General features: G+C 67.6%; 16 protein-coding genes. 4 read left to right on the top strand and 12 right to left on the bottom strand.

Annotated elements, in window-relative coordinates; genetic code table 11:
- Positions 1-80 precede the first annotated feature (80 nt).
- The 12 genes from ABZ906_RS25345 to ABZ906_RS25290 form a co-directional block, all read right to left on the bottom strand.
- Positions 81-1,154, bottom strand: coding sequence for a dipeptide ABC transporter ATP-binding protein (locus ABZ906_RS25345; RefSeq protein ID WP_361182472.1), 1,074 nt, complete (start codon positions 1,152-1,154; stop codon positions 81-83).
- A gap of 52 nt (positions 1,155-1,206) precedes the next feature.
- Positions 1,207-2,253, bottom strand: coding sequence for an ABC transporter ATP-binding protein (locus ABZ906_RS25340; protein ID WP_361386220.1), 1,047 nt, complete (start codon positions 2,251-2,253; stop codon positions 1,207-1,209).
- 6 nt (positions 2,254-2,259) lie between these two features.
- A complete protein-coding gene (locus ABZ906_RS25335; RefSeq protein WP_361181764.1) occupies positions 2,260-3,246 on the bottom strand; it encodes an ABC transporter permease in 987 nt (328 codons plus the stop codon).
- Positions 3,239-4,162, bottom strand: coding sequence for an ABC transporter permease (locus ABZ906_RS25330; RefSeq protein ID WP_361181765.1), 924 nt, complete (start codon positions 4,160-4,162; stop codon positions 3,239-3,241). Before ABZ906_RS25330 ends, ABZ906_RS25335 begins: the two co-directional genes overlap by 8 nt.
- Before the next feature lie 72 nt (positions 4,163-4,234).
- Positions 4,235-5,866 carry an ABC transporter substrate-binding protein gene (locus tag ABZ906_RS25325; RefSeq protein WP_361181767.1) on the bottom strand — a complete coding sequence of 544 codons (1,632 nt, stop codon included), beginning with the start codon at positions 5,864-5,866 and terminating at the stop codon, positions 4,235-4,237.
- A gap of 210 nt (positions 5,867-6,076) precedes the next feature.
- The gene (locus ABZ906_RS25320) at positions 6,077-7,225 is read right to left on the bottom strand and encodes a dipeptide ABC transporter ATP-binding protein (protein ID WP_361181775.1); all 1,149 of its coding nucleotides are present in this window, start codon (positions 7,223-7,225) and stop codon (positions 6,077-6,079) included.
- Positions 7,218-8,279, bottom strand: a complete 1,062-nt coding sequence (locus ABZ906_RS25315; protein WP_361181776.1) for an ABC transporter ATP-binding protein — start codon at positions 8,277-8,279, stop codon at positions 7,218-7,220. Before ABZ906_RS25315 ends, ABZ906_RS25320 begins: the two co-directional genes overlap by 8 nt.
- A gap of 11 nt (positions 8,280-8,290) precedes the next feature.
- The gene (locus ABZ906_RS25310; protein ID WP_361181778.1) at positions 8,291-9,259 is read right to left on the bottom strand and encodes an ABC transporter permease; all 969 of its coding nucleotides are present in this window, start codon (positions 9,257-9,259) and stop codon (positions 8,291-8,293) included.
- Entirely contained in the window at positions 9,252-10,181 is a 930-nt protein-coding gene (locus ABZ906_RS25305) for an ABC transporter permease (RefSeq protein ID WP_266870514.1), read from the bottom strand. Before ABZ906_RS25305 ends, ABZ906_RS25310 begins: the two co-directional genes overlap by 8 nt.
- Positions 10,182-10,262: 81 nt before the next feature.
- Positions 10,263-11,888, bottom strand: a complete 1,626-nt coding sequence (locus tag ABZ906_RS25300) for an ABC transporter substrate-binding protein (RefSeq protein ID WP_361181780.1) — start codon at positions 11,886-11,888, stop codon at positions 10,263-10,265.
- Positions 11,889-12,461: 573 nt separating this feature from the next.
- Positions 12,462-14,336 carry a translational GTPase TypA gene (typA, locus tag ABZ906_RS25295; protein ID WP_361181781.1) on the bottom strand — a complete coding sequence of 625 codons (1,875 nt, stop codon included), beginning with the start codon at positions 14,334-14,336 and terminating at the stop codon, positions 12,462-12,464.
- 359 nt (positions 14,337-14,695) lie between these two features.
- Complete coding sequence (locus tag ABZ906_RS25290; RefSeq protein ID WP_361386217.1) at positions 14,696-17,041, bottom strand: ABC transporter family substrate-binding protein; 2,346 nt, start codon at positions 17,039-17,041, stop codon at positions 14,696-14,698.
- A gap of 377 nt (positions 17,042-17,418) precedes the next feature.
- On the opposite strand from ABZ906_RS25290, the gene ABZ906_RS25285 reads away from it, so the two are divergent.
- Genes ABZ906_RS25285 through ABZ906_RS25270 form a run of 4 tightly spaced genes read left to right on the top strand, consistent with a single transcriptional unit; the run spans position 17,419 to position 21,359 of the window.
- A complete protein-coding gene (locus ABZ906_RS25285; RefSeq protein WP_361386214.1) occupies positions 17,419-17,733 on the top strand; it encodes a hypothetical protein in 315 nt (104 codons plus the stop codon).
- A gap of 58 nt (positions 17,734-17,791) precedes the next feature.
- On the top strand, positions 17,792-18,625 hold the full coding sequence (locus ABZ906_RS25280) for a hypothetical protein (RefSeq protein ID WP_361386212.1): 834 nt from the start codon (positions 17,792-17,794) through the stop codon (positions 18,623-18,625).
- A complete protein-coding gene (locus tag ABZ906_RS25275; RefSeq protein WP_361386210.1) occupies positions 18,625-20,562 on the top strand; it encodes a fumarate reductase/succinate dehydrogenase flavoprotein subunit in 1,938 nt (645 codons plus the stop codon). The genes ABZ906_RS25280 and ABZ906_RS25275 overlap by 1 nt, the downstream gene beginning before the upstream one ends.
- Positions 20,559-21,359, top strand: a complete 801-nt coding sequence (locus tag ABZ906_RS25270) for a succinate dehydrogenase/fumarate reductase iron-sulfur subunit (RefSeq protein ID WP_361181788.1) — start codon at positions 20,559-20,561, stop codon at positions 21,357-21,359. Before ABZ906_RS25275 ends, ABZ906_RS25270 begins: the two co-directional genes overlap by 4 nt.
- Positions 21,360-21,460 lie beyond the last annotated feature (101 nt).

Raw genomic sequence — 21,460 nt, 5'->3', positions numbered from 1 at the left:
CTACGGCACCCGCACGGCCGTACGTTCTTCAGCCTGCGGGGCGCGTATATCGCGGGCGCGACGGGACAGTTGCCCGCGTGTTAAGGCACGACCTGCTTCTCCTCCGCGAAGTGGCACGCCGAGTCATGCGCCGCCGGTCCCGCGACCCCGCGGAACTCCGCCGGAACGGCCAGCAGCGGCACCTCCAGCGCGCACCGCTCCCGGGCCTTCCAGCACCGCGTGCGAAAGCGGCACCCCGACGGCGGGTTGGCCGGGGAAGGGACATCCCCGCTCAGGATGATCCGCTCCCGCTGCTCCCGCGCCGCGGGATCCGGCACCGGCACAGCCGAAAGCAGCGCCTGCGTGTACGGATGCGTCGGATGCTCGTAGATCTCCTCGTCGGAGCCGATCTCGACGATCCGCCCCAGGTACATCACACCCACCCGGTCGGAGATGTGCCGCACGATCGACAGGTCGTGCGCGATGAACACGTACGAGAGGTCGAACTCGTTCTGCAGCCGGTCCAGGAGGTTCACCACCTGCGCCTGCACCGAGACGTCGAGCGCCGACACCGGCTCGTCCGCCACGATGATCTCGGGGCGCAGGGCCAGGCCTCGCGCGATGCCGATGCGCTGGCGCTGACCGCCCGAGAACTGGTGCGGATAGCGGTTGATGTACTCGGGGTTGAGACCGACCACGTCGAGCAGCTCCTGCACCCGCTGCCGCCGCGACCCCTTCGGCGCGACCTCCGGATGGATCTCGTAGGGCTCCCCGATGATGTCGCCGACCGTCATACGGGGATTCAGCGAGGTGTACGGGTCCTGGAAGACCATCTGGATGTTGCGGCGGACCGCCTTCAGGGCGCGCCCCGACAGCTTGGTGATGTCCTCGCCCTTGTAGCGGATCTCCCCCGCCGTGGGCCGCTCCAGATTCACCAGCATCTTCGCGACCGTCGACTTGCCGCAGCCGGACTCCCCCACGATGCCGAGCGTCTCGCCCTGCCCGAGGTCGAAGTCGACGCCGTCGACGGCCTTGACCGCGCCGACCTGCTTGCGGATGACGATCCCCTGGGTGAGCGGGTAGTGCTTGACCAGACCCCGCACCTGGAGAATCGGCTCACGGCCGCCCGCCGAGCCGTGCGCGGCGAACTCGTGCTCCGCCCGCGCCTTGTCCATCAGCTGCCGTGCGGTCTCGCCCTCCTCCTCCAGCTGCTTCTTGCTGATGTGCTCACCGTGCGGCATCGAGCGTCTCCTTCCAGAAGTGGCAGGCGCTCCGGCGGTCCGCGGCCAGGCCCTCGTACGCCACTTCGTAGAGCGGCGGCACGTCGGTCCTGCAGACGTCCCTGGCCATCGGGCAGCGGGGGTTGAAGGCGCAGCCCGGCGGGATGTGCATGAGGTTGGGCGGCAGGCCCTTGATCGCGTAGAGCTCCTGGCCCTTCTGGTCGAGCCGGGGAATCGACTCGAGCAGACCGCGCGTGTACGGGTGCGCGGGGGCCTTGTAGATCTCGTGCACGGGGGCCTTCTCGACGATGCGGCCCGCGTACATGACGGCGATGTTGTCGGCGACGTCCGCCACGACGCCCAGGTCGTGGGTGATGAGGATCAGGCCCATGTTGAGCTCGCGCTGGAGTTCGGCGAGGAGGTCCATCACCTGGGCCTGGACGGTCACGTCCAGGGCGGTGGTCGGTTCGTCGGCGATGATCAGCGAGGGTTCCAGGGCCATCGCCATGGCGATCATGATGCGCTGGCGCATGCCGCCGCTGAACTGGTGCGGGTACTGCCCGACCCGTTCCTTCGCGGCCGGGATGCGTACCCGGTCCATCAGCTCGACGGCCTTGGCCCTGGCGTCCTTGCGGGACATCCCCTGGTGGACGACGTACATCTCGCCGAGTTGCTGGCCGACGCTGAGCACCGGGTTCAGCGACGACAGGGCGTCCTGGAAGATCATCGCCATGCCGGCGCCGCGCGTCTTGCGCCGCTCCTCCGCCTTGAGCTTCAGGAGGTCCTGGCCCTTGAAGAGGATCTCGCCGCCGGTGATCTTTCCGGGCGGCATGTCGAGGATGCCCATGATGGCCTGCGCGGTCACGGACTTGCCGGAACCGGACTCGCCGAGCACGGCGAGCGTCTCGCCCTCGGCGACGCTGTAGTCGACGCCGTTGACGGCCTTGGCGACGCCGTCCCTGGTCCGGAACTCCACGTGCAGGTCACGCACTTCGAGCAGCTTGGCCGCCCCGCCGGCGGGCGCCACGGATGCCTCGGATGCCACGGTTGCCATGGGCGTCTACCTCAGCTTGGGGTCGAGGGCGTCGCGCACCGCGTCGCCGAGCATGATGAACGCGAGCACGGTGATCGCAAGCGCTCCGGCGGGCCAGAGCAGCATGTGCGGGGCGTTGCGGATGTACTGGGAGGCGGCCGAGATGTCGATGCCCCAGCTCACCGTCGGCGGCTTCAGACCGACGCCGAGGTACGAGAGGGTCGCCTCCAGGGCGATGTACGTGCCGAGGGCGATGGTGGCGACCACGATCACCGGTGCGACGGCGTTCGGCGCGATGTGGCGGAGCAGCATCCGGGAGTTGGAGGCGCCCAGTGCCCGCGCCGCCTGGACGTAGTCGTTCTGCTTGGCGGTGATCACGGAGCCGCGGGCGATGCGCGAGAGCTGCGGCCAGCCGAGAAGGACCATGAAGCCGATCACCGGCCAGACGGTGTTGCTGGTGACGACCGAGAGGAGCACCAGGCCGCCGAGCACGACGGGGATGGCGAAGAAGACGTCGGTGATCCGGGAGAGGATCGCGTCCCAGAACCCGCCGAAGAACCCCGCGAGCCCGCCGAGCACGCTGCCCAGGATCGCGACGCCGAGCGTGGCGCAGACGCCGACGGTGACCGAGGCGCGGGCCCCGTACACGGTCCTCGTGTAGACGTCGCAGCCCTGCCCGTCGAAGCCGAAGGGGTGGCCGGACGTGGAGCTCTTCTGGGCGTTGGCGAGGTCGCAGCTGAGCGGGTTGCCGGAGGCGATCAGGGACGGCCAGATCGAGATCACGATGAGGAAGGCGATGATCAGGCCCGAGATGATGAAGATCGGGTTGCGCCGCAGCTCGCGCCAGGCGTCGGACCAGAGGCTGCGGGCCGGGGTCGAGGGTCCGGTGCCTTCGGGGCCGCCGGGGGTCTTGTCGAGCGTCGACCCCTCAGTCGCCGCGAGGTCCATCGCGCCCCCGGCACCGGTCGGGGCGATGGCTCCGTCCGGTCCGTTCGGCTCTCGGGGCTCAGGCATAGCGGATCCTCGGGTCGAGTACGGCGTACAGGAGGTCGACGATCAGGTTGGCCACCAGGAAGACCAGGACGAGGACGGTCACGAAGCCGACGACGGTCTGTGTGCTCTGGCGAAGAATCCCCTGGTAGAGCTGGAAGCCGACGCCGTGGATGTTGAAGATCCGCTCGGTGACGATGGCGCCGCCCATCAGGGCGCCGATGTCCGTGCCGATGAAGGTGACCACCGGGATGAGTGAATTGCGCAGCAGGTGCCGGGTGATGACGCGGCGCCTGGGCAGGCCCTTCGCGATGGCCGTACGGACGTAGTCCGCTCGGCGGTTCTCGGCGATGGACGTCCGGGTGAGCCGGGTGACGTAGGCCAGGGAGACCGAGGCGAGGACGAGACCCGGCACGATGAGTTCGTTGACGGGCGCATCCGAGGAGACGGAGGGTTTGATCACGCCCCATTCGACGCCGAGCAGGAGTTGGAGCAGCAGGCCGGTGACGAAGGTGGGAATGGCGATGACGACGAGCGTCAGAAGCAGCACGACGGTATCGATGGGCCGCCCGCGCCGCAGCCCGGTCACGACACCGAGCGAGATTCCGATGACGATCTCGAAGACGATCGCGACGAGCGTCAGGCGGATCGTGAGCGGGAAGGCCGTCGACATCAGCTCGGTGACCTTCTGGCCGTTGAAGGCGGTGCCGAAGTCGCCGGTGAAGACATTGCCCATATAGGTCACGTACTGCTGCCACACGGGCTTATCGAGGCCGAATTCCTTCTTCAGTTGGGTGGCCGTCGCGGGGTCGCACTTGCGGTCCCCGCACAGGCCCGCGATGGGGTCGCCCATCACGTTCACCATCAGGAAGATCAGCAGTGTGGCGCCGAAGAAGACGGGGATCATCTGCAGCAGGCGCCGGATCACATAACGTCCCATGAGGGCTCCGGAAGTAGCGGAAGCGACCGTCCGGCGCGCATTCGCTCTCGCCGGACGACCGCTCCCTGGGCCTCAGCTGACCTTGATCTCGTCGTAGACCGGGACGCTGAACTGATTCAGCGACACGTCGGAGATCTTGTCCGAGTAGCCGGCGCTGCCGTTCTGGTACCAGAGCGGAATGACCGCCATCTGCTCGGCGAGCACCTTCTCGGCGTCCTGGAAGGTGGAGACCGCCTTCTTGGTGTCGGTCTCGGCGTTGGCCTTGTCGACGAGGTCGTCGAATTTCTTGTCGGACCACTTGCCGTCGTTGGACGAGGCGTCCGTGTAGTAGAGCGGCTGGAGGAAGTTCTGGATCAGCGGGTAGTCCATCTGCCAGCCCGCGCGCCAGGCGCCGTCCAGCTTCTGCTGGGAGGCCTTGCTGCGGAAGTCGGCGAAGGTGCCGATCGGGCTCGCGACACAGGCCTTGTCGTTGCCCAGTGCCTTGTTGATGGAATTGCAGACGGCGTCGACCCATTCCTTGTGCGAGCCGGTGTCCGCGTTGTACGTGATCTTCAGGGTGCCGCCGGGGATGCCGCCGCCGTCCGCGACCATCTTCTTCGCCTTGGCCGCGTCGTACTTGCAGGGGTCGCCGCAGAGCCCGGACTTGTAGCCGCCGGCCTCGCCGAGGACCGGGGACGTCCAGTCGGTGGCGGGGGTGCGGGTCTTCTGGAAGATGGTCTCGGTGATCTGCTCACGATTGATCGCCATCGAAAGCCCCTGCCGGACCTTCTCCATCCCGTCCTTGGACCACTTGCTGTCGTAGAACGGGAAGGCGAGGGTCTGGATGATGCCCGCGGGGGTGTTGATGTAACGGTCACCCAGATCGCTCTTGGCATTCTTGAGCTGCGACGCGGGAACGTCATCGACGAGATCGAGGTTCCCCGCCATCAGATCCGTGTAGGCGGTGTTGTTGTCGGTGTAGACCTTGAGGTCCACGCCGCCGTTCTTCGCCTTGTCGTCCCCCTTGTAGCCGTCCCACTTGCGCAGGGACATCTTGGAACCCTTGTCGTACGAGTCCACGGTGTACGGACCGTTTCCGACGGGCTTCTGGAGCCACGCGTCGTGGTCGTCGTAGAAGGCCTTGGGCAGCGGCGCGAAGGCGGGATAGCCGAGGGTCTTGGGCCAGGTGGAGAACTTCTGCGTGAGCTTTACGGTGAAGGTGGTGTCGTCGACGACCTTCAATCCGGAGAGCTTGTCGGCCTTGGCGTCGCCCTTCTCCGGGTGGACGTCCTCGTACCCCTCGATATACCCGAAGAAGTAGGCGTTCTTCTGGTTGTTCTTCAGATGGGCGCCGTAATTCCAGGCGTCGACGAAGGACTTGGCGGTGACCTTCTCGCCGTTGCTGAACTTCCAGCCGTCCTTGATCTTGACGGTGAAGTTCTGCGAGTCCTTGGTGTCGATCTTGTCGGCGATCATGTTCTTGGCCTCGCCGGTCTTCGGGTCGTACCGCATCAGACCCCGGAAGATCATGTCGAGCACCTTGCCGCCCTGCACCTCATTGGTGTTGGCGGGCTCCAGCGGGTTCTGCGGGTCGCCCCAGGAGGAGCCCACGATCCCGGAGCCGTCGCCACCACCGCCGCTGTCGCCGCCTCCACCACAGGCGGTCGCCGCGAGGGCGACGGTCACCGCACATGCGGCCCACTTGGCGCGCGTGGCTCCACGCATGGAGAGCCTCCCTTTCAGGCCTAAGTCAGACTTAGGCCCAAATACACCCCAATGCGGGGTGCTGCGCATCTTTATGGGGTCTTTCCGGGTTCAGCGGACTCGGGGAACCCTCCGGATGCCGTCACATTCCTGACCGTCCAAAAAATGGGGACGCCCGGAACCGAGTGGTTCCGGGCGTCCCCATGGGTGCGGGCTGGAGCCCGCGGAGTATTACGCCGCGTGCACGACGTCCTTCTCCTCAGCGAAGTGGCACGCCGACTCGTGTGCCGCCGGAGTGTCCTGGCCCGCGAAACGCTGCGGGATTGCGAGCAGCGGGGTTTCCTCGGCGCACTTCGCCTCCGCCTTCCAGCAGCGGGTGCGGAAGCGGCAGCCCGAGGGCGGGTTCGCGGGGGACGGAACGTCACCGGTGAGGATGATCCGCTCGCGGCCCTCGCGCGCCTCCGGGTCCGGCACCGGCACGGCCGACAGGAGCGCCTGCGTGTACGGGTGCGTCGGGTGCTCGTAGATCTGCTCGTCCGAGCCGATCTCCGCCATCTTGCCGAGGTACATCACGCCCACGCGGTCCGAGATGTGCCGGACGATCGACAGGTCGTGCGCGATGAAGAGGTAGGAGAGGTTGAACTCGTCCTGGAGCTTCCCCATCAGGTTGATGACCTGGGCCTGGACGGAGACGTCCAGGGCCGAGACCGGCTCGTCGCAGATGATGATCTCGGGGTTGAGGGCCAGACCGCGCGCAATGCCGATGCGCTGGCGCTGACCGCCCGAGAACTGGTGCGGGTAGCGGTTGATGTACTCCGGGTTCAGGCCCACCACGTCCAGGAGGTCCTGGACCTTCTGGCGTCGCGAGCCCTTGGGCGCCACCTCGGGGTGGATCTCGAAGGGCTCCCCGATGATGTCGCCGACCGTCATACGCGGGTTGAGCGACGTGTACGGGTCCTGGAACACCATCTGGATGTTGCGGCGGACCGCCTTCAGGGCACGCCCCGAAAGCTTGGTGATGTCCTGGCCCTTGTAGAAGACCTCGCCGGCCGTGGCGCGCTCCAGGGTCATCAGGAGCTTGGCGACCGTGGACTTGCCACAGCCGGACTCGCCCACGATGCCCAGCGTCTCGCCCTGGTACAGGTCGAAGGAGATGCCGTCGACGGCCTTGACCGCGCCGATCTGCTTCTTGATCAGGATGCCCTGGGTGAGCGGGAAGTGCTTCACCAGGTTGCGCACCTGGAGAATCGGCTCCCCGCGCTCCACCGGCGCCTCGATGGCCGCGACGGCCTCCTCGGCGGTGGCCACGTCGACCGTTTCCACCTCGGAGACGCTCGGGGTCGTGTCCTGAGGCTCGTCGGTCTTCCTGAGCTCAGCCATGGATCGTCTCCTTCCAGAAATGGCACGCGCTGCCGCGGCCCGGCAGCTCCGCGCCGTCCTGCTCCGCCACCGGCACCAGCGGCGGGATGTCCGTACGGCAGATGTCCTGCGCCATGGGGCAGCGCGGGTTGAAGGCACAGCCGGACGGGATGTGGAGCAGGTTGGGCGGCAGTCCCTTGATCGCGTAGAGCTCCTGGCCCTTCTGGTCGAGCCGGGGAATCGACTCGAGCAGACCGCGCGTGTACGGGTGCGCGGGGCGCTTGTAGAGCTCGTGGACCGGAGCCGTCTCGACGATCCGGCCCGCGTACATCACCGCGATCTTGTCCGCGACGTCGGCGACGACGCCGAGGTCGTGGGTGATCAGGATCAGGCCCATGTTGTACTCGCGCTGAAGATCGGCCAGCAGGTCCATGACCTGCGCCTGGACCGTCACGTCGAGAGCCGTGGTGGGCTCGTCGGCGATGATCAGGTCCGGCTCCAGGGCGAGCGCCATCGCGATCATGATGCGCTGGCGCATACCGCCGGAGAACTGGTGCGGGTAGTCGTTCACCCGCTCCTTGGCGGCCGGGATCTTCACCCGCTCCATGAGCTCGATGGCCTTGGCCTTGGCCTGCTTGCGGCTGAGTCCGTCGTGCACCCGGAACATCTCGCCGAGCTGGTAGCCCACCGAGAGCACGGGGTTGAGCGACGACAGGGCGTCCTGGAAGATCATGGCGATCTTGCGACCGCGGATCTTCCTGCGCTCCTCGGGGGACATCTTGAGCATGTCCTGGCCCCGGAAGAGGATCTCGCCCTGCGGGATCTTGCCGGGCGGCATGTCGAGGATGCCCATGATGGCCTGCGCGGTCACGGACTTGCCGGAGCCCGACTCACCGAGGACGGCGAGCGTCTCGCCCGCGTCCACGCTGTAGTTGACGCCGTTGACCGCCTTGGCCACGCCCTCACGGGTGTGGAACTCGACGTGCAGGTCCTTGACGTCGAGCAGCCTGCCGCCCTTTTCCTCGCCCGAGCGGGGGGCGGGAACCGAGTCTTCCTTGATGTCGATGCTGGTCATGTACGCCTCCCTCAGCGCAGCTTCGGGTCGAGGGCTTCGCGTACGGCGTCACCCATCATGATGAACGCCAGCACCGTGATACTCAGCATTCCTGCCGGGAAGAACAGCGTGTGCGGGTTGTTCCGGATGTCCTGCGTCGCGTCGGAGATGTCGCCGCCCCAGGAGATGGCGCCGTCACCGAGACCGAGACCCAGGTACGACAGCGTCGACTCGGCGACGATGTACGTGCCGAGCGAGATGGTCGCCACGACGATCACCGGAGCCAGCGCGTTCGGCAGGATGTGGCGGAAGAGGATCCGCTTCGTCCCGGCACCGAGCGCGCGCGCCGCCACCACGTAGTCGGCGTGCTTGGTGGTGATCACCGCACCGCGCATCACGCGGGCGATCTGCGTCCAGCCCAGGAAGGCCAGCGCGCCCATGACGACCCAGACGGTGCGGTCGGTGAAGGCGTTCAGGACGACCATGGCGCCGAGCAGGAACGGGATGCCGAAGAACACGTCGGTGAGCCGGGAGATGAGGCTGTCCCAGAACCCGCCGAAGTAGCCCGCGAGCATGCCGCACAGTCCGCCGAAGAGGGTGACCAGGATGGTCACGCCGACGCCGACGAGGATCGAGTTGCGCGCGCCGTGCACGACCCGGGAGTAGATGCTGCGGCCGACCCTGTCGTACCCGAACCAGTCCGCCTGGAAGAAGTGGGTGAGCTCGGGCTTCCCCAGGAAGTGGTTGACCTGGTCGCCGCTGTCCGGGTTCGCGTCGGTGAACAGGCCGGGGAAGGCCGCCACCACGAGCAGGATCACGATCAGGAACGCGGAGATGACGAAGAGCGGATTGCGCCGCAGTTCGCGCCACGCGTCGTTCCACAGGCTGCGCGGCTTGCCCGGTGCGGGGCCTGCGGCGATCGCGTCCACGGGTGCGTCCGGCGTCACGGTCTGCTCGTCCGCGGAGGCGGACGTGGCCGTGGTCTTGGTGAGGTCAGGCATAACGGATCCTCGGGTCCAGGACCGCGTAAAGCAGGTCGACGATCAGGCTGGCTGCGAGGTACACGAGCACCAGGACGGTGACCACACCGACGATGACCGCGCCCTCACGGCGGGCGAGAGCCTGGAAGAGGAGGTTGCCGACGCCCGTCACGTTGAAGATGCCCTCGGTGATGACCGCGCCACCCATCAGGGTGCCGACGTCCGTACCGAGGTATGTGACCACGGGGATCAGGGAGTTGCGCAGCAGGTGCCGGGTGATGATGCGCTGGCGCGGCAGGCCCTTGGCCACCGCCGTGCGCATGTAGTCCGCCTGCCGGTTCTCGGCGATCGACGTACGGGTCAGTCTTGCCACGTAGGCGAGGCCGACCATGCCGAGCACGATCGCGGGAACCATCAGCTGGCCCATGTTCTCGGAGTCCTGGACCGTGGGTGTGATCCACCCCAGCTCATTGCCGAAGAACAGCTGGCACAGCAGACCGACCACGAAGATCGGAACGGAGATCACCAGGAGCGTGAAGAGCGTGACCGTGTTGTCCACGAAGCGGCCGCGCTTGATGCCGGCGAGGACGCCGAGCGTGATGCCGACGATGAGCTCGAACGTCCAGGCCATGGAGGCCAGTCGCATCGAGACCGGGAACGCCTGGGTGATCTCGTCCAGGACGGGCCGGTTGCCGGCGATCGTCTTGCCGAAGTCGCCCTGCAGCAGACCGCCCATGTAGTGCAGGTACTGCTGCCAGAGGGGCAGATCCAGACCGCGGTCGTGGCGAATCTGCGCCACCTGCGCCGGGTCCGGCGGCTTGTCGCCCCACAGCGCCCGTACCGGGTCGCCGGGGAGCACGTTGACCATAATGAAGATCAACAGGGTTGTCCCGATGAAGACCGGGATCATCTGGAGCAGTCGCCGCGCGACATATCGCCCCATTGGTGCCTCCGTCCAATCCGGAGCCGCCCGAAGCGACGCCCGGGATCGCCGGGCGTCGCTTCGGGGAAATGGCTCCGACGCCTACTTCTCGAAGACCTCGATGTCGGTGAGGACGGGGTCTCCGGCCTGGTCGAACTTGACGTCCTTCACGTTCTTGGAGTACGCGGAGAGCGTCTTGTTGTACCAGAGCGGGATGCCCGGGAACGTCTCAGCCAGGCGCTTCTCGGCCTGCTGGTAGAGCGTCGCGGACTCGTCGATGGTCTTGGCCGCATCGGCCTTCTTGGTCAGCTCGTCGAACTTCTTGTCCGAGTAGCCGCCCTTGTTGCCGTCGACGCCCGTGCCGTAGAGGTCGGCGAGGAAGTTGCCGTTGAACGGGTAGTCGAGCACCCAGCCCGACCGGTACATCGCCTTGACCTGCTTCTTGTCCCGCACCTCGGTGTCGGCCTGGAAGTCGGTCTTCGGGTCGCCGGTGCACTTCACGCCGGTCGACTTGGTGATGCTGTTGCACACCGCCGTGACCCAGCCCTTGTGCGGCTGGTCGGCGTTGTACTGGATGGTGATCGCGTTGCCGGGAACGCCGCCGCCGTCCTTGACGAACTGCTTGGCCTTCTTCGGGTCGAACTTGCAGTACTCACCACAGGCGCCGGCCTTGTAGCCCTTGACGCCCTTGGCGACCCAGCCCGTGGCGGACTCACGCGTACCGGCGAAGGTGGTCTTCGCGATGGTGTCGCGGTCGATGGCCATCGACAGGCCCTGGATGACCTTGACGTCGACGTCCTTGAACGCCTTGCTGTAGAACGCCGGGTTGACCGTGTTGATCGCCGAGAAGTCCTGCTCGATGGCGCGGTCGCCGAAGTCCTGCTTGAAGTTCGCGAGCTCGCTGTCCGGGATCAGCGGCATCGTGTCGACGTTGTCCGAGCGCAGGTCGTTGTAGGCGGCCTGCGGCGTCGTGTACGCCTTGAAGTTGATGCCGCCGTTCTTCGGCTTGTTGGCACCCTTGTAGCCGGACCACGCGGTCACCTGGACCGACTTCTTGTGGTCCCAGCTCTTGAACTTGTAGGGGCCGTTGCCGACCGGCGCCTCGCCGTACTTCTTCGGGTCCTTCAGCGCTGCCGAGGGCATCGGGAAGAAGGGCGAGTAGACGAGCTTGTACGCGTAGTACGGGATGCCCGTGTTCAGCGTGATGGTGAAGGTGTTCTCGTCGACGACCTTCAGGCCCTCCATCGTCTTCGACTTGGCCTTGCCCTTTTCGGGGTGGACCTTGTCGTAGCCGACGATGTCGCGGTACCAGCCACTGTTCTGCTGACCGTTGGCCGGGTCGGCCGCCCAGTTCCAGGCGTCGACGTACGACTTGGCGGTGACAGCCTCACCGTTGTGGAACTTCCAGCCCGACTTCAGCTTGACGGTCCACACCTTGTTCGCCTTGTCGGGGGTGACCGACTCGGCGTTCTCGTAGGTGATGTTGCCCTGCTTGTCGTAGTGGACCAGGCCCGTGAAGAGCGAGTCGATGACGACGCTGCCGTACGCCTCCATGGTGTTGGAAGGCTGCAGGGCGTTCTGCGGCTCGCCGTTGGCGTAGCTGACGATCCCCTTGGGGTCGACCTTGCCACTGCCGCCGCTGCTGTCATCGCCGCCACCACAGGCCGTTGCCGTCAGCGCCACGACACCCGCTATCGCGACCCACTTGGCGCTCTTGGCACCACGCATGGGGTTCCTCCTCATGAGTCCACTTGTTCACTACAAGAGGGGGTACGTGAATCCGCGCCGACACCCCTGACGGCGCGTAGATCGAAGTACCCCAGTGTGCTCGTGAGTCGGCGCTCCCCACAGCGCGTGACCCATTGACCCGAGCTATACGCGGTCAACTATTAGCCATGAGGTACCGCCCGACCACACTCTTTTGGTCTCGGTTCAATCACACCTGGTGCGTACAACTTCCAAAATCCGGACAAACCGATCCGAGATAGATGGTTGCGAAACGGACGTGTTACACATCTAACGGTCAACGCCGTCCGCATTCCGGACAGATGGTCCGGGAAAACCGGTTGCGGCGAACCACGCCGGAGACGACTCACGGCGACTTCGGGGGCGGCTCTGTGGACGCGCGTAGATGCGCGGAGAGTCGCGACGACAGGAATCCGTCGCCCCCGGGGCCCGGGCCAGCGTAGTGCCCCTCAGGGCCCTTCGAGGGGGTAAATCAAGCAGATGCACGGAGGCCGGTCCCCGCCACTCCCCGGAGGAAGGGCGGAAACCGGCCTCGGATGCCGAATTCGCCGGGCGTCAGCCGTGCTTGGCGCGCGAGGCGCTGCGGCCGCGCTGCTTCTGGTCCAGGACGACCTTGCGGATACGCACGGTCTCCGGGGTCACCTCGATGCACTCGTCGTCGCGGCAGAACTCCAGGGACTGCTCGAGCGAGAGCTTGCGGGCGGGCACGACGTTCTCGGTCGTGTCCGCGGAAGCCGCACGCATGTTGGTGAGCTTCTTCTCCTTGGTGATGTTCACGTCCATGTCGTCGGCGCGCGAGTTCTCGCCGACGATCATGCCCTCGTACACCTCGGTGCCGGCCTCGGTGAAGATGACACCGCGCTCCTGGAGGTTGACCATCGCGAACGGCGTGACCGAGCCGGAGCGGTCCGCGACGAGCGAGCCGTTGTGACGGGTGCGCAGGTCGCCGAACCACGGCTCGTGACCCTCGAAGATCGAGTGCGCGATGCCGGTGCCGCGGGTCTGGGTCAGGAACTCCGTACGGAAGCCGATGAGGCCACGCGACGGAACGATCCACTCCATGCGGATCCAGCCGGAGCCGTGGTTGGTCATCGTCTCCATGCGGCCCTTGCGGGTCGCCATCAGCTGCGTGATGGCGCCGAGGTGCTCCTCGGGCGAGTCGATCGTCATGCGCTCGATCGGCTCGTACGTCTTGCCGTCGATCTGCTTGGTGACGACCTCGGGCTTGCCGACGGTCAGCTCGAAGCCCTCGCGGCGCATCTGCTCGACCAGGATGGCCAGCGCGAGCTCACCGCGGCCCTGGACCTCCCAGGCGTCGGGGCGCTCGGTGTCCAGGACGCGGAGCGAGACGTTACCGATGAGCTCCTTGTCCAGACGGTCCTTCACCTGGCGGGCGGTGACCTTGTGGCCCTTGCCGCCCTTGCCGACGAGCGGCGAGGTGTTGGTGCCGATGGTCATGGAGATCGCGGGCTCGTCGACCGTGATGAGCGGGAGCGCGACCGGGTTCTCGGGGTCGGCGAGGGTTTCGCCGATCATGATGTCCGCGATACCGGCGATGGCACAGATGTCACCGGGGCCCGCCTTCTCGGCGGGCTTGCGGGTGAGCGCCTCGGTCATCATCAGCTCGGTGATGCGGACGTTCGCCATCGTGCCGTCACGCTTGATCCACGCGACGGTCTGGCCCTTCTTCAGCTCGCCCTGCTCGACACGGCACAGCGCGATACGGCCGAGGAAGTTGTCGGCGTCGAGGTTCGTGACGTGGGCCTGGAGGGGCGCGTCCTCGTCGTACTCCGGAGCCGGGACGGTGTCCAGGATCGTGGAGAAGAACGGCTCCAGGTTGTCGCTGTCGGCCGGGACGGTGCCGTCCTCCGGCTTGGTCAGCGAGGCGACGCCGTCACGGGCGCAGGCGTAGACGATCGGGAACTCGATCTGGTCCTCGTCCGCGTCCAGGTCCAGGAACAGGTCGTACGTCTCGTCGACGACCTCGGCGATACGCGAGTCGGGACGGTCCGTCTTGTTGATGCACAGGATGACCGGCATCTTCGCGGCGAGCGCCTTGCGCAGCACGAAGCGGGTCTGGGGCAGCGGGCCCTCGGAGGCGTCCACGAGGAGCACGACCGCGTCCACCATCGACAGGCCGCGCTCGACCTCGCCACCGAAGTCGGCGTGGCCGGGGGTGTCGATGATGTTGATCGTGATGACGTCGCCGCCATCCTTGGGGTGGTACTTGACGGCCGTGTTCTTGGCCAGGATCGTGATGCCCTTCTCACGCTCCAGGTCGTTCGAGTCCATCATGCGGTCGTCGAGCGACTCGGCCGCGTGCGCGGCGAAGGAGCCGGCCTGCTTGAGCATGGCGTCGACCAGGGTGGTCTTGCCGTGGTCGACGTGGGCGACGATGGCAACATTACGAATGTCATGGCGCGTGGGCATACGAGCTGCGCTTCTCCCGGGAAGAGTGGACGGCGGCGCGTACGGTCCGGTACGCGTGCCCTGCCGGGCAGACAACACGCCACGGCCTCACCCCAGTCTACGGCCCTTACGCGGAGGTGACCTCCGCGGGGGCCTTGCGGTGGGCCTGACCAGGGGTTTCGCGGTTCGTCCCGGGGGTGGATCAGGGGTGTGGGCGGGAATGCCGGGCAGGGGCGTGCGCAGAAAAGCACGCACGGGTCAACGGGGGTCAATGGGTGGGAACGACCTTGCCCGCCGGGGGTACCGGCGGGCAAGGGAGTTGAGCTGGATCTGAGTGTGACCTACGGCGTATGGCCTACGGCGTTTGACCTGCGGCGGAGCTACTTCGCCGCGGGCTTGGCCGCGGCCTTCTCGCCCGGCTTCAGGAAGCCCATGTCCTCGTAGTTCGGTGCCTGGAATCCGAAGGCGCCCGCGTTCGCGAGGTTCGTGCGGGCCGCCGTCAGCTGAGGACGCTGATAGAGGGGGATGGACCCGGCCTCGGCCCAGATGCGGGCGTCCGCCTTCTTGACCAGGGCCCGGCTCTCGTCCTCGTCCAGCTCCCCCATCGCCTGATCGAACAACTGGTCGATGTGGTCCGTGCCGACCCGCGTGTAGTTCTGCTCGACGTTCAGCGAGCCGTCCGCGGCCGGGATCGGCTTGGCGAAGATCGGGCGCGCGTCCGTGGCCGGGAAGGCCGTCGCGGGCCAGGAGTAGAGGGCGAGGTCGTACTGACCGGACGCGATGTGGTCCTTGAAGTAACTGTCGTCGGCGACCTTCGACGTCTCCGTGCTGATCCCGATCTTCTCCAGCATCCGCGAGATCCGGTCGGCCACGGTCCGCAGCGACTCCGAGCCCTCACCGGAGGGCAGGACGAAGCGCAGGGTGAGGGGCTTGCCGTCCTTGGCCATGGGGCCACTGGCCGCCGCGGAGTTCCCGGCGGGTGCCGCGGTGCCCTTGGGGGCGTACGCGCCGGGCGCGCCGCCCTTGGCCTCGTCCTGCTTCTCCGACTTCTTCGCGTGCTTCTCCGCGTGCTTCTCGGCACGCTGCTTGGCGTGCTCGCCGGGGTCCTTCTTCTTCTCCTTGTCCGCCTCGCGGTGAGCCGTGAGGGACGCGGCCTGGCGGGTCAGCGCCGCCTGCTGGTACGCGGCGGCCGGGGCGGGCGCGAGCACCGAGGTGCCGCTGTCGCCCGGCTTCTGGTCGTCCTCGCCGACGATGTACGTACCGTCGTCGCCCGAGTCGTCCCCTGAGTCCCCGGAATCGCCGGAGTCGTCGGAGCCGGAGTCCGCCTTCGCCTTCTTGGCGTCCGCCTCTCCCCCGGCCGTCTTGCCCTTCGGCTCCTTCAGCGGACCGCCCGGTGTCCACCCCGCGTCGGCGAGCAGCGCCCGCGCCTCGGTGGTGTCCTGGTCGCCCAGGGCCCCGCTGTTGTCCGCGTACGCCTGCTGCCCGGCCAGGGCCAGGTGGCTGCCGACCGGCTTGGCGGGCAGGCCGAGCGGCGAGAGAACCGCCTTGGCGAGCTCGTCGCGGTCCAGGGCGCGGGCTACCGCGCGCCGCACCCGGTCGTCGGCGAGCGGGCCCTCGGTGCCGTTGAGGGCGAGCTGGGTGTAGGCCGGTTCGAGCGACTTGCGCACGGTGTAGCTCCGCAGGCCCGTCTGCTCGGTCGCGTACTTCTTGATCGCCCGGTGGCTCTTGGCGCGGGCCTGCTGCTCGGTGTCGGCCGCCTCCTCGTCGGAGCCGTTGGCGATCGCCCAGGAGCGCAGCGCCTTGGCGGGGGTCAGCCGTGCCTCGGGGCCGTGGCTCAGCGGACCCTGCGCGCCCTGGTCGCGGGTCGCGTTCGCGATGCGCCGCGCCTCGGGGGCGTCGATCTCGGCGAGGTCGATCTTCCCCGCCGCGAGCGCCGCGGCCCGCGAACTGCGCGGCACCTCGCGCAGGACCAGCTTGGAGAGCTTGGCGGGCCTGCCCCACCAGCGCGGATTGCGGGTGAGCGTGACCTCTTCCGCCTTGCTGTCGAACTCCTGTACGGCGAAGGGACCCGCGCTCACCTTGAGCTTGCGCCGTGCGCCGTCGTTGAAGGCGTCGGGCGTGCCCATGACCTCCTTCGGGTACAGCGGCGAGAAGAGCGAACGCCAGTCCGCGTACGGCTTGTTGAAGGTGACCCGCACCTCCAGGTTGTTCTCGCCCCGCTCGATCTTCTCGATGCGGTCGTAGCCCGCGTTGCGCGCCGTCCAGTACGCACTGTCCTTGCCGGACAGGGCGCGCTGCTGCGCCGCGAAGTCATCGGCGCCGACCTCACGGCCGTCGCTCCACACCGCCTGCTGGTTGAGCTTGTAGAGCACGACCTGCTTGGGCTCGCGCTCGACGACCTCCGCGGACTCCAGGAAGTCGGCGTTCCGCTGCGGCCTGCCCTTCGCGTCGAGCCGGAACATCGAGGGCAGGACCGCGCCCGCGATGCGCGAGGTGCCCGCGTCGGCGTCCGACTGGAAGGAGTTGAGGGTCTCCGGCATCGCGTCGACGGCCCAGTTCATGGTCCCGCCGTCGGCGACGCGGTCGCGGGCCGCGGGGGCGACGTCCTGACCGGCCGTCGGGGCGCCGGCCTCGTCCTGGGAGCTGCAGGCGGCGAGGGCGGGCAGAGCCAGCACGCCCGTGGCGAGGAACACGGCAGATCTCAGTCTGGCGCGGTCTGGGGTCATGGCGGGTACCTCCGGGGCTCGCCCGGCCGCCCGCTACCAGGACCGGGGCCGGGTTTGATCACGTTTGGCGGTATATGGAGCTGATCACATCTATCGATCCACTGAAGGGGACGGGAACCGGCCCGCGGGAGCGACACGGCGCGGGGGCCCCGGATGTCACTCGTGCGGCCCAACCGACCCCGCCCCGGCGTGACCGAGCGTGACGACCGCCTCGGCGTGCGCCCCGAAGCGCGGCCGGAGTCAGGGCGTACACCCCGGCGCGTTTCGGCCAGTGCGAGCCGGGAATCCCGGCAGATCCCTTCACAAGCCGGGATGTGACGCGCGACACTCGCAGGCGCATGAACGTTGCCGCCGCACCCCTGAAGTGAGGGCAAGTCATGGCTCTGCAGGATGATCTGACGGCTGTTCAGCGCTGCGTCGACGATCTGGTCCGCACCGTCGGCAAGCTGGAGCAGCAGGTCGGCGAGGGATCCGGGGGCGGTCCGGCGGGGCTCGACGTCCGCCGCGTCCGTACGGACGCCGACCACCTGCGCGAGAGCGTCGCGCTCCTTCGCGCCGCGGTATCCGGTCCGGGCGCCGCCCCGCAGAAGCGGCCCGACCTGGTCACCATTCCCGATACGCCGTACGACAGCTCTCTGTGGACGGACTCGGACGACGAGGGCCTGGGCGCGCGCGACCGGCGTGCCCCCTGAGACACCCCCGCCCTGAGCACTGCCGTCCCCGACCTCAGGACTAAGGAGTCGAGCCTCGTTGGCCACTGGCACGGAACCTCATCTGAAAAGCGGTCAGGATTCCGGCGGCGTGAGAGCGGCGACGCGCGCCGCGATCGGCGCTGCCCATCTGCGGACCGACCGCTGGTGGCTCGCGCCCGCCGCGACCGCCGCCGGGCTCTTCGCCTTCGTCGTCTACTCGACGTGGCGGGCCTTCGCGAACGCCGACTACTACGCGGCGCCCTACGTATCGCCGTTCTACTCGCCGTGCCTCGCCGAGAACTGCGAGCCGATGCGGTCGGGACCCAACTGGGAGATCTTCGGCAGCTGGTGGGGCCTGTCCCCCGCCCTGCTGATCCTGATCTTCCCGCTCGGCTTCCGGCTGACCTGCTACTACTACCGCAAGGCCTACTACCGCGGCTTCTGGGCCTCACCGCCCGCCTGCGCGGTGGCCGAGCCGCACAAGAAGTACTCCGGAGAGACCCGCTTCCCGCTGATCCTGCAGAACATCCACCGCTACTTCTTCTACGCGGCGGTTCCGGTGGCGTGCATCCTCACGTACGACACCGTGCTCTCGTTCCGTGACGAGCACTACGAGTGGGGCCACATGGGCCTGGGCACCCTCGTCTTCCTGGTCAACATCACGCTGATCTGGGCGTACACACTCTCCTGTCACTCCTGCCGGCACATCGTCGGCGGCAAGCTCAAGCACTTCTCCAAGCACCCCGTGCGGTACCGCATGTGGCAGTGGGTCGGAAAGCTCAACGCACGGCACATGCTGCTCGCCTGGGCCTCCTTGGTGAGCGTGGCGCTCGCCGACTTCTACGTGTATCTGATCGCGTCCGGCGTCTTCGACGATCCGAGGTTGTTCTGATGTCTCAAGTGGAGCGGCAGCAGTGGGATGTTGTCGTGGTGGGAGCCGGCGGCGCGGGCCTCCGGGCCGCGATCGAGGCACGTGAGCAAGGCGCGCGTACCGCCGTGATCTGCAAGTCCCTCTTCGGCAAGGCCCATACGGTGATGGCCGAGGGCGGCATCGCGGCCTCCATGGGCAACGTGAACTCCGGCGACAACTGGCAGGTCCACTTCCGCGACACCCTGCGCGGCGGCAAGTTCCTCAACCAGTGGCGGATGGCCGAGCTGCACGCGCGCGAGGCACCCGATCGCGTCTGGGAGCTGGAGACCTGGGGCGCCCTGTTCGACCGCACGGCGGACGGCCGGATCTCCCAGCGCAACTTCGGAGGGCACGAATACCCCCGCCTCGCGCACGTGGGCGACCGGACCGGCCTCGAACTGATCCGCACGCTCCAGCAGAAGATCGTCTCCCTCCAGCAGGAGGACGAGCGCGAATTCGGTGACTACGAAGCGCGTCTGAAGGTCTTCCAGGAGTGCACGGTCACCCGTGTCCTCAAGGACGGCGAGCGGGTGAGCGGCACGTTCTGCTACGACCGCGAGTCCGGCCGCTTCTTCGTGCTCGAAGCCCCGAGCGTCGTCCTGGCGACCGGCGGCATCGGCAAGTCCTTCAAGGTGACGTCGAACTCGTGGGAGTACACGGGCGACGGTCACGCGCTCGCGCTGCTCGCCGGAGCCCCGCTGCTCAACATGGAGTTCGTGCAGTTCCACCCCACGGGGATGGTCTGGCCGCCTTCGGTGAAGGGCATCCTGGTCACCGAGTCGGTGCGCGGCGACGGCGGGGTACTGCGCAACTCCGAAGGCAAGCGGTTCATGTTCGACTACGTACCGGACGTCTTCAAGGAGAAGTACGCCCAGTCGGAGGACGAGGGCGACCGCTGGTACGAGGATCCGGACAACAACCGGCGTCCCCCGGAGCTCCTGCCGCGCGACGAGGTGGCGCGCGCGATCAACTCCGAGGTGAAGGCGGGCCGCGGCTCGCCGCACGGCGGGGTCTTCCTCGACGTGTCGACGCGCATGCCCGCCGAGGTCATCCGGCGCAGGCTGCCGTCCATGTACCACCAGTTCAAGGAGCTGGCGGACGTCGACATCACGGCCGAGGCGATGGAGGTCGGGCCGACCTGCCACTACGTGATGGGCGGTATCGCGGTCGAGTCGGACACGGCGGCGGCGCAGCGCGTGCCGGGTCTCTTCGCGGCGGGCGAGGTCGCGGGCGGCATGCACGGATCCAACCGGCTCGGCGGCAACTCGCTGTCCGACCTGCTCGTCTTCGGGCGGCGAGCGGGGTTGCACGCGGCGGGGTACGCGGCGGGGTTCGCCGATGCCAAAGCGCGGCCTCTGGTGGACGACGTCCAGGTGGACACGGCGGCGGCCGAGGCGCTGCGGCCGTTCAGCGCGGAAGGCCCCGAGGACGGGGCGACGCCGGAGAATCCGTACACCCTCCACCAGGAACTCCAGCAGACGATGAACGACCTGGTCGGCATCATCCGCCGGGAGGGCGAGATGGAGCAGGCCCTGGAGAAGCTGGCGGAGCTGCGGGTGCGGGCACGGCGGGCCGGTGTCGAGGGGCACCGCCAGTTCAACCCCGGCTGGCACCTCGCGCTCGACCTGCGCAACATGCTGCTGGTCAGCGAATGCGTGGCGCGGGCGGCCCTGGAGCGCACGGAGAGCCGGGGCGGGCACACCCGCGAGGACCATCCGGGCATGAACCGCGAGTGGCGCCGCGTGAATCTGCTGTGCCAGCTCACGGACCCCTCGGGCGGCCTCGCGGCCACGGACCCCGTGCGCGGCCAGATCGATCTGGTGCGGGTCACCACCGAGCCCATCCGTTCCGACCTGCTTGCTCTCTTCGAGAAGGAGGAGCTGGTCAAGTACCTGGCCGAAGAGGAGCTTTACGAGTGAGTACCGCTACGCCGAGTCCTTCGAGTACGTCGTACGACGCGCGGTTCCGGGTCTGGCGCGGGGACGTCGAGGGCGGCGATCTGGAGGACTTCACGGTCGAGGTCAACGAAGGCGAGGTCGTCCTCGACATCATCCACCGGCTTCAGGCGACCCAGACACCCGATCTGGCGGTGCGCTGGAACTGCAAGGCGGGCAAGTGCGGTTCGTGCTCTGCGGAGATCAACGGCCGCCCGCGGCTGATGTGCATGACGCGCATGTCGGTGTTCGACCGCGAGGACGTCATCACGGTGACACCGCTGCGCGCCTTCCCCGTGGTGCGGGACCTGGTGACGGACGTCGGCTTCAACTACACGAAGGCCAGGGAAGTGCCGGCCTTCGTGCCGCCGCCTGACCTGGGCCCCGGCGAGTACCGCATGCAGCAGACGGACGTGGACCGCTCGCAGGAGTTCCGCAAGTGCATCGAGTGCTTCCTGTGCCAGGACACGTGCCATGTGGTGCGCGACCACGAGGAGAACAAGCCCGCCTTCGCGGGGCCGCGCTTCCTGATGCGGGTGGCCGAGCTGGACATGCACCCGCTGGACGCGGCGTCGGAGAGCGGCCTCGACCGCAAGAAGACCGCCCAGGACGAGCACGGTCTCGGCTACTGCAACATCACGAAGTGCTGTACGGAAGTGTGCCCGGAGGGCATCAAGATCACGGACAACGCGCTGATTCCCCTGAAGGAACGGGCGGTTGACCGTAAGTACGATCCGCTGGTCTGGCTCGGGAACAAGATCCGGCGGCGGGGAGAGCAGTAGCGCCGCGAGCGTCGAGCGCCGCTTGTGGGCCCGGGGGTAATCCCCCGGGCCGAAGACTCAAGATTTCCCCCATGGTCACGAGGGCGGGGCGAGACCAGCAT

The organism is Streptomyces sp. NPDC046925 (assembly GCF_040644915.1).
Lineage (GTDB): Bacteria > Actinomycetota > Actinomycetes > Streptomycetales > Streptomycetaceae > Streptomyces.
The sequence above is the reverse complement of the archived record's forward strand: the minus strand, read 5'-3'. Positions and strand labels throughout refer to the sequence as shown.